General features: G+C 69.2%; 15 protein-coding genes. 5 read left to right on the top strand and 10 right to left on the bottom strand.

Annotated features, from left to right (window positions below; all coding sequences use genetic code 11):
• Positions 1-32 precede the first annotated feature (32 nt).
• Positions 33-2003 carry an NAD-dependent DNA ligase LigA gene (gene ligA, locus BKA14_RS05800; RefSeq protein ID WP_239092463.1) on the top strand — a complete coding sequence of 657 codons (1971 nt, stop codon included), beginning with the start codon at positions 33-35 and terminating at the stop codon, positions 2001-2003.
• Positions 2004-2058: 55 nt separating this feature from the next.
• Here the strand turns inward: ligA and BKA14_RS05795 are convergent, their stop codons facing one another.
• From BKA14_RS05795 to BKA14_RS05785, 3 genes are all read right to left on the bottom strand, one after another.
• A complete protein-coding gene (locus BKA14_RS05795) occupies positions 2059-2220 on the bottom strand; it encodes a hypothetical protein (protein ID WP_184949886.1) in 162 nt (53 codons plus the stop codon).
• A 129-nt stretch (positions 2221-2349) separates the two neighbouring features.
• Entirely contained in the window at positions 2350-2745 is a 396-nt protein-coding gene (locus BKA14_RS05790) for a hypothetical protein (protein ID WP_184949885.1), read from the bottom strand.
• 68 nt (positions 2746-2813) lie between these two features.
• Positions 2814-6164: a HEAT repeat domain-containing protein gene (locus BKA14_RS05785; protein WP_184949884.1), complete on the bottom strand. Its 3351-nt coding sequence runs from the start codon at positions 6162-6164 to the stop codon at positions 2814-2816.
• Positions 6165-6612: 448 nt separating this feature from the next.
• Between BKA14_RS05785 and BKA14_RS05780 the strand changes: the two genes are divergently transcribed.
• A complete protein-coding gene (locus tag BKA14_RS05780) occupies positions 6613-6831 on the top strand; it encodes a hypothetical protein (protein ID WP_184949883.1) in 219 nt (72 codons plus the stop codon).
• 92 nt (positions 6832-6923) lie between these two features.
• Here BKA14_RS05780 and BKA14_RS05775 read toward each other — a convergent pair whose 3' ends face one another.
• The 4 genes from BKA14_RS05775 to BKA14_RS05760 form a co-directional block, all read right to left on the bottom strand.
• Complete coding sequence (locus BKA14_RS05775; RefSeq protein ID WP_184949882.1) at positions 6924-8051, bottom strand: AAA family ATPase; 1128 nt, start codon at positions 8049-8051, stop codon at positions 6924-6926.
• Positions 8041-8823: an RNA ligase family protein gene (locus BKA14_RS05770; protein ID WP_184949881.1), complete on the bottom strand. Its 783-nt coding sequence runs from the start codon at positions 8821-8823 to the stop codon at positions 8041-8043. Before BKA14_RS05770 ends, BKA14_RS05775 begins: the two co-directional genes overlap by 11 nt.
• A gap of 42 nt (positions 8824-8865) precedes the next feature.
• Positions 8866-9171 carry a hypothetical protein gene (locus BKA14_RS05765; RefSeq protein ID WP_184949880.1) on the bottom strand — a complete coding sequence of 102 codons (306 nt, stop codon included), beginning with the start codon at positions 9169-9171 and terminating at the stop codon, positions 8866-8868.
• Positions 9172-9284: 113 nt separating this feature from the next.
• The gene (locus BKA14_RS05760; RefSeq protein ID WP_184949879.1) at positions 9285-10007 is read right to left on the bottom strand and encodes an SDR family oxidoreductase; all 723 of its coding nucleotides are present in this window, start codon (positions 10005-10007) and stop codon (positions 9285-9287) included.
• Between the two features lie 92 nt (positions 10008-10099).
• On the opposite strand from BKA14_RS05760, the gene BKA14_RS05755 reads away from it, so the two are divergent.
• Together BKA14_RS05755 and BKA14_RS05750 are read left to right on the top strand one after the other, a co-directional pair.
• Positions 10100-10630 (top strand): TetR/AcrR family transcriptional regulator, encoded by a 531-nt coding sequence (locus BKA14_RS05755; protein WP_184949878.1) that lies wholly within the window; start codon positions 10100-10102, stop codon positions 10628-10630.
• A 68-nt stretch (positions 10631-10698) separates the two neighbouring features.
• The gene (locus BKA14_RS05750; protein WP_184949877.1) at positions 10699-11085 is read left to right on the top strand and encodes an HPF/RaiA family ribosome-associated protein; all 387 of its coding nucleotides are present in this window, start codon (positions 10699-10701) and stop codon (positions 11083-11085) included.
• Between the two features lie 61 nt (positions 11086-11146).
• On the opposite strand, the gene BKA14_RS05745 is transcribed toward BKA14_RS05750, so the two are convergent.
• Both BKA14_RS05745 and BKA14_RS05740 read right to left on the bottom strand, forming a co-directional pair.
• Positions 11147-12229 (bottom strand): hypothetical protein, encoded by a 1083-nt coding sequence (locus tag BKA14_RS05745; RefSeq protein WP_184949876.1) that lies wholly within the window; start codon positions 12227-12229, stop codon positions 11147-11149.
• Positions 12226-12765, bottom strand: coding sequence for an RNA polymerase sigma factor (locus BKA14_RS05740; protein ID WP_239092464.1), 540 nt, complete (start codon positions 12763-12765; stop codon positions 12226-12228). The genes BKA14_RS05745 and BKA14_RS05740 overlap by 4 nt, the downstream gene beginning before the upstream one ends.
• A gap of 214 nt (positions 12766-12979) precedes the next feature.
• On the opposite strand from BKA14_RS05740, the gene BKA14_RS05735 reads away from it, so the two are divergent.
• A complete protein-coding gene (locus BKA14_RS05735) occupies positions 12980-13945 on the top strand; it encodes a pectate lyase family protein (RefSeq protein ID WP_184949874.1) in 966 nt (321 codons plus the stop codon).
• Here the strand turns inward: BKA14_RS05735 and BKA14_RS05730 are convergent.
• Entirely contained in the window at positions 13942-15267 is a 1326-nt protein-coding gene (locus BKA14_RS05730) for an acetamidase/formamidase family protein (RefSeq protein ID WP_184949873.1), read from the bottom strand. The genes BKA14_RS05735 and BKA14_RS05730 overlap by 4 nt on opposite strands.
• Positions 15268-15292 lie beyond the last annotated feature (25 nt).

Genomic DNA, 15292 nt, shown 5'->3' with positions numbered 1-15292 from the left:
GAATTGTCGTACCCGGGTCGTAGGTTGTCGGCATGACGTTGACCGAATCCGGCTTCGCCGCCGCCGTCGCGCAGGCCCAGGCCGCCGCCAAGTCGTATTACGACACCGGCGACGTGCTGATGACCGACGCCGACTACGACGCCCTGCTCGACAGCATCGCCGAGGCGAAGAAGGCGCACCCCGGCTGGGACGACCGCGGCATCACCACGCAGGTCGCGGCCGGCGTGTCGGAGGGCGGCGACGTGCGGCACCCGGTGCCGATGATGTCCTTGGAGAAAATCAACGGCGAGGACGGCGTACGGGCTTTCGTGGCGAGCCTGGGCGGTGAGCCCTGCCTCGTCGAGGTCAAGCTGGACGGCCTGGCCATCCGGGTGGAATACGTGTCGGGCAAGCTCACCCTGGCCGCGCTGCGCGGCGACGGCAGCACGGGGGAGAACGTCACGGCCCAGGTGCTGCGCGGGGTCGCCGGTCTGCCCGCGCGGCTGGCCACGCCGTGGACGGGTGAGGTGCGCGGCGAGGTCTACATGACGGTGGCCGACTTCGAGGCGGCCGGGGCCAACCGGGTCGCCGCCGGGGGCAAGCCGTTCATCAACTCGCGAGGCGCGGTGGCCGGGTCGATCCGCACTGTCGACCGGGCCTACGACGCGCCGATGACCTTCTCGGCGTACGACATCTCCGGCACCTTCGCCTCCCACCGGGAGCGCATGGCCCACGCCGCCGAGCTCGGATTTCCCGTGGCGGGGCGGCTGGCCACGGGCGAGATCCAGGTCTGCGACGACGCCGAGGCCGCGCTGGCCGCCGTCGCGCGCGTCGGCGAGCTGCGGCGCGATCTCGACTTCCCGATCGACGGCGCGGTGCTCACGGCCGACCTCGAATCGACGCGCCGGCGGCTCGGTTCCGGCAGCCGCACCCCGCACTGGGCGGCCGCGTTCAAATATCCGGCCGACACCGGTTCGACGGTGCTGCGCGACATCGAGGTGCGGGTCGGGCGCACCGGGCGCATCTCGTTGCGGGCCGTGCTCGACCCGGTCTTCGTCGACGGCACCACGATCACCTACGCCACGCTGCACAACCCCAAGTTCGTGGAGGATCAGGGCCTGGCGATCGGCCAGACCGTCGCCGTGTGGCGCGCCGGTGACGTCATTCCGCGGGTCACCGCGCCCATCGGTGAGCAGCCGCACGGTCTCACCCCGTGGACGCCGCCCGAGACCTGCCCCCAGTGCGGCGAGCCGTGGGACAAGTCGAGCCTGCTGTGGCGCTGCCACACCGCGTCGTGCAGCGCCGTCAACGCGTTGGAGTACTGGTGCAGCCGCGAGGCCCTCGACGTCGAGGGTGCGGGCGAGGCGCTCTGCGTGGCCCTCGTCAACACCGGGCTGGCCACCGACGTCGCCGACCTCTACTCGCTGACCGAGGAACAGCTGGCCGAGCTGCCGGTCGGCAACACCAAGGCGGGCGGCGTGGTGCTGCTCGGCAAGCTCAACGCGGCCAAGGTCGTCGCCTCGCTCGAACGCAGCAAGAGCCAGCCGTTCAACCGCGTGATCACCGGGCTCGGCATCCGCATGACCGGCCGCAGCGTCGGCCGCTGGCTGGCCGCCCGCTTCAAGACCATGGAGGCGTTGCGCGCGGCCACGGTGGAGGAGATCGCCGAGATCGACAAGATGGGCCTGATCAAGGCGCAGCACGTGGTCGACGGCCTGGCCGCGATGTCCGGCGTGATCGACCGCCTGGCCGCGGCCGGCGTCACGATGAGCGTCCCCGAGACCGAGGGCGAAAAGCCGTTCGAGGGCCGTACGTACGTGGTGAGCGGCAGCGTCCCCGGCTACACCCGCACCACCGTGAGCGAACGCATCGAACAGCTGGGCGGCCGGGCCAGCGGCAGCGTCTCCGCCACCACCACGGCCCTGATCACTTCCGAGACCACCACGGCCAAGGCCACCAAGGCGGCCAAACTCGGCATCCCCATCATCGACCCCGCCGAGTTCGCCGAAATGCTGACCGGCTGATCGCCCGCTGACATGCCATCATGACGGCCGCGTCCCGCCAACCCGGGCGCGCCGCTCAGGACCGTAGCAGCGTGTCCTCGATCTCAACCGTGGGCAGGACCCGGACGCGCGCCCAGCCCGACCAGCCCGTCGAGCCGTAATCGACAATGACCTCCCCGGTGGACCCTGTCGCGGTCACAGTCAGCTTGGTCGCCGTCTCGCGGAACAGGTCGGTCACAACCCGGCCGCGCGCACATACTCGTCACCCGACACCTCCTCCGGGCTGGGCAACACACCGAGACGAGCCAACCAGTCCTCGTCGGCCGCTACTTCGAGTTCAGGCATCGCCATATCTTTCACCGGGACGTCAAGAAGGGCGCAGCGCCAGCGTCACTCCGTCGGAGGAGCGGACAGCCGACCGGGTGCCGAGCGGCGCCCGGAGGTTGACGTCGACCCAGGCCATCTCGTCGACGGTGCCCAGCCCCGCACACATCATGCCGTCGCGTTCGCGGCTGACCACGGTGCCGATGGTGACGGTGGTCGTAGTTTCGACGGCCTCGACAGTGAATTGGCCGTCGCAGAAGCCCTCTTCGATCCAGCGGAAACCCACCATCAGCACCAGCGGATCACCGCCGCTGCCCAGCAGCCTTACGACCTGGGGCTCGATTCGGGTTTCGGTGGTGAGAAGCCGCGGACCGGCGACGACGACCAGCGCGGCCGCGACCACGCCGGTCACCACCGCCCACGGGATCCACTTACGCACACCCCCAGACTAATCGGAGCACCGGTTGCCAGGCAGCGGCGGCGGCAGGCCGTCCGCAGCACACTCGCTTACCTCGATCGCCTTGAATGCGCTTCCTGAGCGCCCTTGCGACGGTCGACGGCGTCGCGCTGACGCATCAGGGACAGCGTGCCGGGATCTCCGGGCCAGCCGGAGACGATTGCGTTCACCGCGGCTGTCCGTACGTCCTCGTCGTTGTCGCTGGTGGCGCACTCGTGCAGCAGGGGCAGCGTACCGGGATGCTCAGCCCATCCGACGGCAATCGCATAAACCGCAGCATCCCGGACGATCGGCTGATCGTCACTAGTGGCGCGCTCACGCAGCAGCGGCAGGGTGCCGGGATCCTCGGGCCAACGGGAAGCAATCGCAGTTAGAGCAGCAATCCGTATGTCCTCGTTCACGTTGCCGGTAGCGCACTCACGCAGCAGGGGCAGCGTGCCGGGATCCTCAGACCAACCGGAAGCAATCGCACGGACAGCGGCCCGCCGGACGTACTCATTGGCGTCATCGGTAGCGCGCTCACGCAACAGAAACAGCGTGCCAGGATCCTTAGCCCATCCGACGGCAACCGCATGCATCGCGGCCTGCCGAACGTACTCATGAGTGTCGGAACTGGCTCGCTCACGCAGCAGGGGCAACGTGCCGGGATCCTCAGACCAACCGGAGGCAAGCAGACGGACAGCAGTTCCCCGGACGTACTCGTTGCCATCATCGATCGACCGTTCGCGCAGCAGCCGCAGCGTGCCCGGATCCTCGGGCCAACCAGAGGCAAGCGCGTCGACAGCGGCCATCCGAACGTCCTCGTGGTTGTCGGTGGTGGCGCACTCATGCAGTAGGGGCAATGTCCCGGGATGCACGCGCCAGCCGGAGGCAAGCGCGCGGATGGCTGCGTCCCGGACGTACGCGTGATGATCGCTGGTGGCACGCTCCCGCAGCAGAAACAACGTGCCGGGATCGTCAGCCCGCCCGGAGACGATTGCCTGCGTCGCGGCTCGCCGGACATATGCGTTGGCGTCGCCGGTGGCATAGTCGTGCAGCAGGGGCAGCGTGCCGGCATCCTCAGGCCAGCCCGAGGCGATCGCACGCAGCGCAGCCTGCCGAACGTACTCGTGCTCGTCGGTGGTGGCGCACTCACGCAGCAGGGGCAACGTGCCGGCATCCTCAGGCCAGCCCGAGGCGATCGCACGCAGCGCAGCCTGCCGAACGTACTCGTGCTCGTCGGTGGTGGCGCACTCACGCAGCAGGGGCAACGTGCCGGCATCCTCAGGCCAGCCCGAGGCGATCGCACGGACCGCGGCCGTTCGTGCATACGCGTCAGTGTCGCCGGTAGCGCGCGCCCGCAGCAGGGGCAACGTGCCGGGGTCCTCGGGCCAGCCCGAGGCAACCGCGCGGACTGCAGCTTGCCGAACGTACTCGTCGGCGTCGTCCGTAATGCGCTCACGTAGCCAGAGCAGAGTTTCGGGATCTCCAGGCCAACCGGAGGCGATCGCTTCGACAGCGGTTCTTCGGATCGCCTCGTGGTGGTGGTCGGTCGCGACGGTAAACAAGTATTGCCGCAAGTCACTGCTCGGATCGAGGGCGAGGGCTATCTGGTTGGCGATCGAAGCCATCTGCCGGGAGTCCATGCGGAGGTCAGACAAGTGGATCTGGCCGCGGAGGCGGTACCAGGCCAGGTAGTAGTCCCGGCCGGGCCAGCGTGGACCGAGAGTCGTGATGACCGGCACGACGATCTGCTTGAACGCCGTAAGAAGGGCGAGGTCGTACGGCCGGCTACGCAAGCTTTCGAGCAGGTGCGTCAGGGCGCCGGCAATGGCCCGGTGTCGTGGGCCCAGCGCTACCGGTTTGCGCAGTTCGCCCAGGCACCGCATGGCCAACAGAATGTGCTGGGGCAGTTTGTCGCGCAGTCGCCAGTAAGGGTCGGCGGCAAGCAAACGGTCGATGATACGTCCGGCGAAGTGTTCTCGTATGCCGGTGAGCAGCAGCAGAACCTCGTGCCAGGCGGGGTCTGACCATCGGGCGCCGAAGACCCCTTGGAGGAGATCACTCTCGCTCAATTCACGGTTACCGAAACGTACGTCGATATCTTCCGCGGCCAGATATTCCAGAAAGGTGCGGTGGACGAATCCGTAAACCTGGCTGCCGAAGCGGCTGAGGATGAAATTGCGGTGCTGGAACTGTTCGAGCATGGCGCGGGCGGCTACCTTGGCCGGGCCAGGTGGTAACGCGTGGTCGACTTGGAAATACGTCTCGAACATGCGGAACAGGTCCGTACCGACGATGTGATTACCGGCCAGGCCGGCGCGGCCGTCCTGCATCCGGCGGGCGATCAGCCGAAGCAGATCGAGTTTGTCCTCACGGTCCAACTCCGGCAGGGCTGGGTCGGTGGCGGCGAGGTGCTTGCTGACTTCCCAGTGTTCGACCAGCACGGTAACCGCGTGGCGATAGACGTTGTGCCGGTCGCGGGGCAGCGTCTGACGACGGCCGATGACCGCTAGAATGGTCAGCAAAAGCGGGTTCCCCGCCAACTCCTGGACGGAGCGGGAGCTGGCGATCGCAGTGAGCAGTCGTTCACGCAGCCGAGCCGCCTCGGGGGGATTGCCAGGGCACGCTATGCGATACCAGCGTTGCGTGAACAGGTCGATCTGCTTCTGGCCGAGGTCCTGCAGCATGTGATGGCTGAACCCTGCCGCATCGAATGGACCGCGCTGATAGCCGACGTGCCTGGAGGTGACCACAACTCGGGCGCCAGGGTAGTGGGTGGCAAAGCCGGTGATCTGGTGTGCGATGACCTCGCGGTCACCACGGTCGAACAATTCATCCAGCCCGTCGAAGATGACGAGCACCCGGCCGGGCTCGTGAAGCCGGCGTTCGAGCAGAGTGCGGGGCAGCCCCAGCCTGTCGTCGGTGTGGTGCTGCCGGTCGAGGAAGTCCACAAAGCTAAGGCCGCGCCAGGTGGGGTCGGCGTAACGGCGCAGCTCGATCAGCACCGGAAGCAGCCCGACCAGCCCGGCCGGTAAGACATCACCCCCGCGCTGGGCGAGAACTACAGCCAAATAGCGAGCAAGCGTCGACTTACCCGCTCCCGGGTCGCCCAGCAGCACCATCTTCTGGCCGTCCGGCTCGGCAAGCACCTCCAGGACCGGCCGGGCCGGACGCGCCTCGTACGAGTGCCGCAACTTAGCCAGGGTGTGATGGTCGAGATCTCCCGGTAGATCTCGGTCGTCCAGTACCCCGGAGTCAGCCAGCCGTTGCCACAGCTCCCGGGGCAAGTCGACCGGTGGCGGGTCTGTCCGGACCGTTTGCGGAACGAACACCTCCCGCACTCCCACAGCGATCTGCTCCTGCTGATTATGCAGCGGGAGCAAAGAGTCAATGTCCAGATGTCCGTAGCGGTCGCGCAAGCGAGCCTGATAAGCCTCAATTACCCCGGCGGAGCCGTCGTCACTTCGTCCCGGATACGCCTGCCCAACGCAACCGCCACTGTCGTATGTCGACATCATCAGGCAGCAGTCCGAGCCCTCGGTTCTTGTCCGCATATCGCAAGCAACCATCGATAAATGCCGCCACAGTCTGCCACTTGAGGTTCCCTCGTGCGGTCGGCGACACTACGGCGATCAAGGTGGACCGTCCGACGTCGTGCCCGGCCGCGTCGGCGTGCTGTTTCAGCGCACCCTGAGTCGGCTTACCCGCTCGCTCGTGAAGGCCTCTCAGTTCGTCACGCATATCCACCCCGCCGGCCTCGGACACTACTCGACTGTCCAGAGTCCGCACTGTCTCACGCCAGACGCGCCAGACACCCACCAGCGAGATCGTGGACTCCGTCGAGTAATCACCACAAGGAGTCACCAAATGCACGAGACCATTCACTACCTCTGGCAACTTCTACCCGAGCTTACCGTCGCCGCTCGCTTCGTCACGGCCTTGATCACCCTCGGGCTCACTACCTCGACCGGCATCCGCCGCCTCCGCCGGGAGAGCCGCCCCCGCCTCACCGGCGAAGCACCCATTGCACTCGGAAATCACAACAAGGAGAAAATCACCCGTACCGGCACTCCATCAAACCGATGACTGCCGCCGAATCTGCAGGCCTCCAGAGTTGATGCGTCGAGCCCGCCACAGAACACGCAAGGAGGTGCGCCCGGGGCGGGGCTCGTCGGAAATCACAGCGCACACACCGCGTGCGCCTCGGTCACGTCGGGCGACTCCCATTTGCCGAGCAGGCGGTTGATCACCGGCTCGGGCACGACGGCGTCGCGGTCGGTGTTCTGACGGCGCAGCGTCTCCGGCGGGACCTCCAGGGCCACGATCTCGACGCGGGCGTGGTAGGCCGCGCCCAAGGCGATGCACAGGTCGCGGTGCTGGCGGGAGATGTTGGTGGCGTTCCAGACGAAGTCGCGGCGGGCGCGCAGGTGTTCCCGGGCCTCCTCGTGGGCGGCGGCGGCGACTGCGCGCTGGCCGTCGGTGGGTTTGATGCCGAGGCGGGTGCGGATGGCGTCCAGGCTGATCACGGGGCGGTCGCCGGCGTGGGCGGCCACCCACGTGTCCTTGCCCGCGCCGGGCAGGCCGGACAGCACGGTCATGGTGAGCCGGGTGTCGTCGTACGCGGCGTAGCGGGGGTCGCGTCCCGGCGTACGGAAGTATTGGAATCTGGCATGGTCGGACGCGAAGGGCCACGGCTGGTCGAGCACGCCCAGGTCGGCGCAGTAGACGCGGAACAGGTCGATGTTTTCCAGCACCTCGTCGCGGTCGCCGCAGATCCGGCCGGTGATGTCGGCGTCGGCCAGCAGCGCCAGGTCACGGTTGCGGGCGAGCAGGCTGACCCGCAGCACGATCTGTTCGAGGTCGGGGCGTTCCAGCGCCCAGAACGGCACCTGGTGATGCCGGACCAGCGCGGCCACGTGCTCACGCCAGGGTCGCGGGGCGTTCATCTCCCACAGGATCCGCCGGACGGCCAGGTCGCCTCGACGGGAGTGGCCGTGCGCGGTGATGCGGCCGGACTCGTCCGTACGGGTGCAGCCGGGTTTGGCCACGTCGTGCAGCAGCACCGCGGCGAACAGGCGCACCCGCTCGCCCGGCGGCAGTTCGCGCCAGGCGGGCATCGCGGCCAGCGCCTCGGCGGCCATCCGGGTGTGCGTGGCGACGTCACCCTCGGCGTGGTGCACCGCGTCCTGCGGCACGCCGCGCAGGCGCCGGATCCAGTCGAACGCGTCCTCGATCCGTGTCCACGGCACCGTCCACGTCGGACCGGCCGGGCACAGCCCGGCGAAGATGGTCCAGTCAGAGCGCATACATCACCGCCGGGTCGGCCAGGCCGTTGGGCACGATCGGCCGGTCCGCCCAGTGCGAGCCGGAGTCGAGGACAGCCTGCGAGAAGCCGGCCCGCACCCACTTGTAGCGGGCAACCACCCGGCCGTCCGCCTCGTCCTTGACGTAAAGGCCTTCCATCTCCTCACCGGAGTCGGTTTCGGCCGCCGTACGGCCGGGGTCGGCGCCCGCCTTGGCCGCCGCCGCGCGCAGCGACTCGCGCCACCCCGAGGTCCGTACGGTGGAGGGCGCGACCAGCCCGGTCAGCTCGGCCGGCCGGGCGAACGTTCCCGTACGCAGCACCGGGACGCTCACCACGGGCGTGCCCGCGAGCATCGCGTGCCGCGTCGGCGTGTCGAGGAACGCGCCGGTCTCGCGGTCGAGGATGTCGAACTCGCAGAAGTAGTGCGGCAATGCGTCGTAGAAGACCGTGTGCTTGGCGTACAACCATTCGCCGTAGAGCACGAACCGGCCGGTCAGGATCGGGCGCAAGATCGGTGCGACCAGGTTGGCCCACGACTTGAACGGCGCGAACTGCCGCTCGCGGGGGCCGCCGCCCAGGTAGTGTCCCCGCGACTGCAGGCGCAGCTCGCCGCCGGCGGTGAAGCTGATGGCCGAGTTCGCGCCGTCCAGTTTCTCCTCGACGACCAGGTGCCGCCCGGCCAGCTCGGCGAACGGCGTCTGCGTCAGATCCTCGTCACCCGGCTGCAGACGCGACCCGGCCAGATGCGGCGTCCGGGGATACTTGCTGATCACTCCACTTTTGTACCGGCCGGAGGCGGCCGGAACCATCGAATTTCAAGCCTCCAGGACCAGGACGGCCATGTCGAGCAGGTGCCGGAAATAGGCCGCTTCCTCTCCGGTCAGCTCGGGGATCACCGTGTCGAGCTGCCGTTCGCGGGTGGCGAGAGCGTTCCGCCGCCGGTCGTCGAGGCAGCCGCGATTGTCCAGCCAGAAGCTGACATGGCCGGCGACGTCGGCGTCGAGCATCGCCAGTTCCACACCGGCCACGTCGACGGATCGCAGCCGGCCGGGGAACGGCAAGCTCACATGGTCCCGCCACATCCGCGCCACGGCCTCGGTCCGCTCGTCGTCCAGGTTCATCCGGCACTTCCCGATGGATGGGGGCGCGTCCCCGGCCGGGGACAGGCGGGAGCTGTCGACAGGCTGTCCAGATTACCGCCGCCCTCGGCCCCGCGCGGTGCCCGTCCGGGCTGTCAGTCCTGCACGGCCGGGCGGATGGTCAGCGAGCCGATCTCCACGTCGGCCGGCTGCTCGATCGCGAAGCAGATCGCGCGGGCGACCGCCTCCGGGTCGAGCCCGAAGTCGCGCATCCCCGCCTGGATCCGCTCCCGCGCACCGGCTTCCATGCCGTCGGCGAGTTCGGTGCGCACGAAGCCGGGCGAGATCTCGGTGGTGCGGACGACGCCGTCGGTCGACTCGGCGCGCAGACCCTCCATGATCGTGCGGGCCGCGTTCTTGGTGGCCGCGTAGACGGCCATGGTCGGCGTGATCTTGAGGCCCGCGGTCGAGACGGTCGTGACGACGTGGCCGTGGCCCTGCTCGCGGAAGACCGGGAGCACCGCGGCCAGCCCGTGCAGCAGCCCGCGGACGTTGACGTCGATCATCGTGGCCCAGTCGTCCACGCCGAGTTCGTCGAGGCGGCCGAGCCGGGCGACGCCGGCGTTGTTGACGAACACGTCGACCCCGCCGTACGTGTCGATCGCGGTGCGGACGAGGCGGCGTACGTCGTCAGCCTGCGTCACGTCGGTGGCCACGGCGAGGGCCCGCCCGCCGGCCGCGGTGATCTCGTCGGCCAGGGCGTCGATGTGCTCGCGGCGCCGGGCGGCCAGCACCACCGCGGCGCCCCGCTCGGCGAGCAGCTCGGCCGTCGCGTGCCCGATGCCGCTGCTGGCGCCGGTGATGATGACGGTTCGCATCGGAACCTCCCAGGAGATAAGTTGACAGGTGTCCGGTTAAGCATGCCGCCGATCCGGACACGTGTCCACTTTTATCGAGGGAGGTCCGTCACATGCCCGAGCGCCGCACACGCGCGGACGCCGTCAGCAACCGTGCGCGCATCGTGCAGGTCGCGCGGGAGCTTCTGGCCTCGTCGTCGGAGCTGCCGATGAACGCGGTGGCCAAGGCCGCGGGCGTCGGCCAGGGCACCCTGTACCGCAACTTCGCGACCCGGGAGGCGCTGCTGGCCGAGGTCTACCGGGCCGACGTCGACCGGCTGGTCGCCTCCGCGCCGGAACTGCTGGCGGAGCACGACGCGGCCACGGCGTTCCGGTTGTGGCTGGACAACGTGGCCGACTACGCGCGGGTCAAGCGCGGGGTCCTGGCCGCTTTGGAGGGCGGCGAACTCGCGGCCGGGCACCACGACCCGATCGCCGAGGCGATCGACCGCCTGCTCGCCGCGGGCCGCGCCGAGGGCACTCTCCGCGCCGATGTGGGCGCCTCGGACGTGCTCCTGCTGCTGGGATTCCTCTCGCGTCCGGAGGCGGCCGACCGGGCCCACCACGTGCTGGATCTGATTTTCACCGGTCTGCGCGTGCGGTGACCGGTTTTAGCCGTCGCCCGACCGGGGAAGAAGATCGCGGACCGTTTCATCCGATTCGAGGAGATGTGATGAGTGCTGTGACTGACCCGGCCACCGTCAGCGAGTGCCTTCGCGCGGGAGCCGGCTTCTCGCAGGGCGACCTCAACTGGATCGCCGAGCAGTTCGGCACGCTCGACGCCCGGCTGGCCGCCTTCCACGCCGACTCGACCGAGCTCGAGGTCTCGGTCAAGGACCGCGAGGCGCGCGGGCAGAAAGTCACGCTGGAGTGCTGGATCGCCGGCCGGCAGAAGATCGTCACCACATCGACCGAGGAGGACCTGCGCGCCGCGCTCAACGACGTCCGCGACGACCTGCGCCGCAAGCTCAACGACGCGAAGACCAAGCAGGAGCCGCGCCACAACCGCCACCTCCGCGAGGCCGGTGACGTGGAGACCGACGGCGAACTCGTCGAGTAAGCACCCGCTTCGTCCGGGACGGGCGCTGCCCTCGTCGTGGGCAGCGCCCGTCCCGGCGGCGTCAGCGGGGGCAGAACTGCCGGCGGTAGACCTCGATCTCCGACGGGGTGGCCTGGTCGCTCGCCAGGCGGGTGGTCATCTCGATGACGGGCGTGCGCAGCGTCGAGCCCTGCTGTTCCAGGTCTTTCAGGACCGTCCAGTTCTTGCTGGCCAGCAGCGTTTCGCGCACCGCTTCGAGCAGGGCGGCGTTGCCGCGCGCCTTGGCCTGCTCCCAGTCGGTGATGAAGCCGCACGCGGCCTGCTTCGCCAGGGCGGTGTCGAAGTCGAACAGGGTGCCGTCGACCGGGAGGTCGTCCAGCTGGGAATCTTCCCAGCTCTGCGGCCGGCCCAGGCCACCGTGGGCGAAGAGGCGATACGCCCGGTCCCCCATTTCGCCCCGCCGCGAGACGGTGCCCGTCGCCGCGGCGATCCAGGCCTCGACACCGACCGTCTTGACCCCCGCGAGGAACGTGCGGAACCTCGCCTTGGTGAAGCCGGGGCCGCTGTCGAAGGAGACCATGATCTTGCCGCCCGGCTGCGGCTCGGTCATCACCCGGAACTGCCCGCCCTCGGTGATCATCCAGCCGGTGTAGTCGCCGAGTTTCACCTTCTCGGCGCCCTTCTGCTTGTCGTGGCGCCGGGAGTTGTACTCGGCCGCGGGGTACCACGATGAATTGATCATGCGGTCGCCCTTCTCCCACGCCATCTCGCCGCCGTCGTCGGCGAACGGCTCGAGGTGGATGATCTTCCAGCCGGGCTCACCGATGACCAGGCGCGAGCCCTGTTCGGCGGCCTTCTTCACCTTCTGCGGCTCGAGCAGTGAATCCGACGCGGGCGGCGGCCCGGCCCGGGACGGCGAGGCGGCGGACGGGGTCGGCGCGGCCGGCAGCGTGGGCGCGGCCGACGTCCGGTTGAGCACGACCACCACTCCCACCGCGGCGATGATCACCGCGGCCGCCACGCCCACCACGGCCAGCCGGGAGAAGGGCTGACGCCGCGGCTCGGCCATGATCTGCGTGAGCAGTTCCTGGTCGGCCGCGATGAACGGCCCGGGCCGGTACGGGTCCGCCTCGCGCAGCATCTGGTCGTACTTGTCGCCGCTCATCGCTGCTCCTCCTGGCCGCGCGCGGCCACCACCGTGTCGGACGGGTCCACCAGTTCGCGGAACCGGGCGCGGGCCCGGGACAGCCGCGCCCGGGCGACCGTCGGGGTGATGCCGAGGACCACCGCGGCCTCGCGCGGCTCCAGGCCCTCCCAGAACGTCAGCATGAGCATTTCGCGGTCCGGCTCGGTCATCCGCGTGAGGATGGCGCGGACCGACAGCCGTTCCGGCACCTGCTGGCCGGGGTCGACGGCGGCGGTCTCACGCAACCGCTGCCGCAGGCGTTCACCGAGCCGTTCCCGCCGGACCCCGCCGCGGTGGTGGTTGGCCAGCACCCGGCGGGCGACGCCGTACAGCCAAAGCGTCGCCTCGTCGGAGTCCGGAAGCCGCCCCCCGCGCCGCCACGCGATCAGGAAGGTCTCGGAGACCACGTCCGCCGCGTCGGCCGGCTGCTCGACCCGCCGCAGCGCGTACGCCAGCAGCGGCTCGAACGAGTCCTGGTAGACCCGGCGGAAGTGATCCTCGTTCTCGATGCCCACGTGACTTCCTATGTCCGGCTGCGGCGGCATCGTGACAGGCGCGTTGCAAAAATCCCCCGGCCGTTTTCACAGGTGCGACATATCGGGCGGCCTAGTGACATCGATGTCCATAGATGTCACTCTGAGTTGCGCTCGGGTAAGCGCTTACCCGGCCACCAGGGCGCCACGCGCCTCCACCGACACGTGGCGCCGCACCCCCACGTACGGAGGAACCATGTCCGCAACAACACGACGCAGGACGATCGTGTCCGCCGTCTCGGCCGGCGTCCTCATGGTCGGCGGCGTGCTCACCGCCGGCCAGCTCGAGGCCTCGGCCGCGGAGAACAGCCCGGTCGGCTACGCGAGCCTCAACGGCGGCACCACCGGCGGCTCGGCGAGCACCGTCGTCACCGTCACCAGCGCGTCCGCGCTCAAGGCAGCGCTCAGCGCGAGCACGTCCCAGACCGTACGGGTCAGTGGTCTGATCTCGATCTCCGGCATGTACGACGTCGCGTCGAACAAGACGGTCATCGGCGTCGGGTCGGGCTCGGGCATCACCGGCGGCGGGCTCAACCTGTCCGGCGTCCGCAACGTGATCATCCGCAACCTCGTGTTCCGCAACGCCGGTGACGACTCGATCAACGTGCAGTCCAACACCACCAACGTCTGGATCGACCACAACGACCTGGCCAGCGGTTACGACGGCCTGATCGACATCAAGCGCGGGTCGGACTTCATCACGGTCTCGTGGAACCGGCTGCACAACCACGACAAGTCGATGCTGCTGGGCCACAGCGACGACAACGGTTCGCAGGACATCGGCCACCTGCGCGTGACCTATGTGCACAACTGGTTCGAGGGCACCAACCAGCGGCACCCGCGCGTGCGCTTCGCCAACCCGGTGCACGTGCTCAACAACTACTACAGCAACATCGGCTCGTACGGGGTGGCGTCCACCGAGAACGCGGGCGTGTTCGTCGAGCGCAACTACTTCGAGAACGTGGCCAACCCGACGGTCACCCAGACCGGCGACTCCGACCCGGGCAACCTCAAGGTCCTCAACAACTACAAGGTCAATTCCGGTACGGAGCAGGTCCGCAACGGCGCCTCGGTCGCGGCCATCCCTTACTCCTACACCCCGGAAGCCAACAACACGGTCAAGGCCACGGTCACGGCCGGCGCCGGAACCGGCAAGATCTAGTTCCCGGCAGGGCTTCCCGCCCGCCCGTGGGAGGGCGGGAAGTCGGCCTTGCGAATCACCCCGTGCACGCCGACCGTGCGATCCACCACCTGCGACACCTCGAAGTTGGCGGCCGCCGAGAGATACGCGTAAGCCACCGCCCGCTCCATCCCGAGGTGAGCCTCCAGGAAGTCGAGCGCGTTGACGACGGCCCGCCGCATCGCCACGTCCAGATCGTTGCCCTGACCGCCGCGCGAGCCGTCCGGGTCGGACAGCCCGATCGGGATCCATGCCTCGGCGGTCTCGGCGAACGGATAGCCGAAGGCAACCGCGGGCGCGCCCCGCCGGCCCGGCTTGATCACCGTCAGCCGGTACGTGGCCCGCAGCGAGCCCTCCATCGCGGTCAGCGCCACCTCGCCGTTACCCATCGCCATGTGCGGGTCGCCCGCGTAGAACAGCGCCCCCTCGGCGAAGACGGGCAGGTAGAACGTCGAACCGACGCCGAGCAGATTGATGTCGATGTTGCCGCCGCCCAGGGTGGGCGGGATGGAGTTGAGCAGCGGGTCGGTCAGCGTGGTGGCCGAGGCGAAAGCCACACCCATCATGCCCATGAACGGCGACAACGGGAACTCGGCGGGTGCGAGCACCCCGCTGAGCCGCCCGCGCCTCGACCGTACGGGCGTGAAGATCGAGACATTGCCGTAGCGCAGCGGATCCCCCGTCGTGCGGCCGTCAGTGGCAACCGGCGGCATGATTTCGTCCTCGGTGATGCCGGCCGGAACCGCGTTGCCCGCCAGCCGGGGCAGCGCACCCTTGCCGTGCCGGCTCGACACGACCCCGTACGGGACCCGGGGCAGCGCCGACAGCACCTCGATCTTCAGCACGTCGCCCGGCTCGGCCCCGGCCACATGGATCGGCCCGGTCACGACGTGCGGGCCGTCGACGTCGAACGAGCGCGGTGTCCGGTCGTACGTGCGGGCGATGTCGATCGCATCGGTCAGCACCTCGCCGCGCGGCACCCCGTGCTTCGCGAACCAGGCGACCGGATCGCGTCCCTGGTCCTCCAGGATGCCCTCGTGCGAGACGGTGTCGACGGTGACCGTCTCGCCCGACCGCATCCGCAGCACCGGTTCGCTGCCCACCGCCGGCACGTACCCCCAGCGCACCTCGTCGGGCCGCGACCGCAGATAGTGCCGGCCGTGGATCGGGCCGCGGCCCGGCTGCAGAACGCCGGCCGAGGCCACCGCCGCGGCGGCCGGTGCGGCGGCGGCCATTCCGCCCACACCGACGGCCGCTGCCGCGCGCAGAAATGTCCGTCTTCCCAGAGCTGCGAGTACGTCCATGAAGGAGTTCTAGGCAGCGCCGGTG

The organism is Paractinoplanes abujensis (assembly GCF_014204895.1).
In the GTDB taxonomy this organism is placed as follows: Bacteria; Actinomycetota; Actinomycetes; order Mycobacteriales; family Micromonosporaceae; genus Actinoplanes; species Actinoplanes abujensis.
This window is presented reverse-complemented; position numbering and strand designations above follow the sequence as displayed.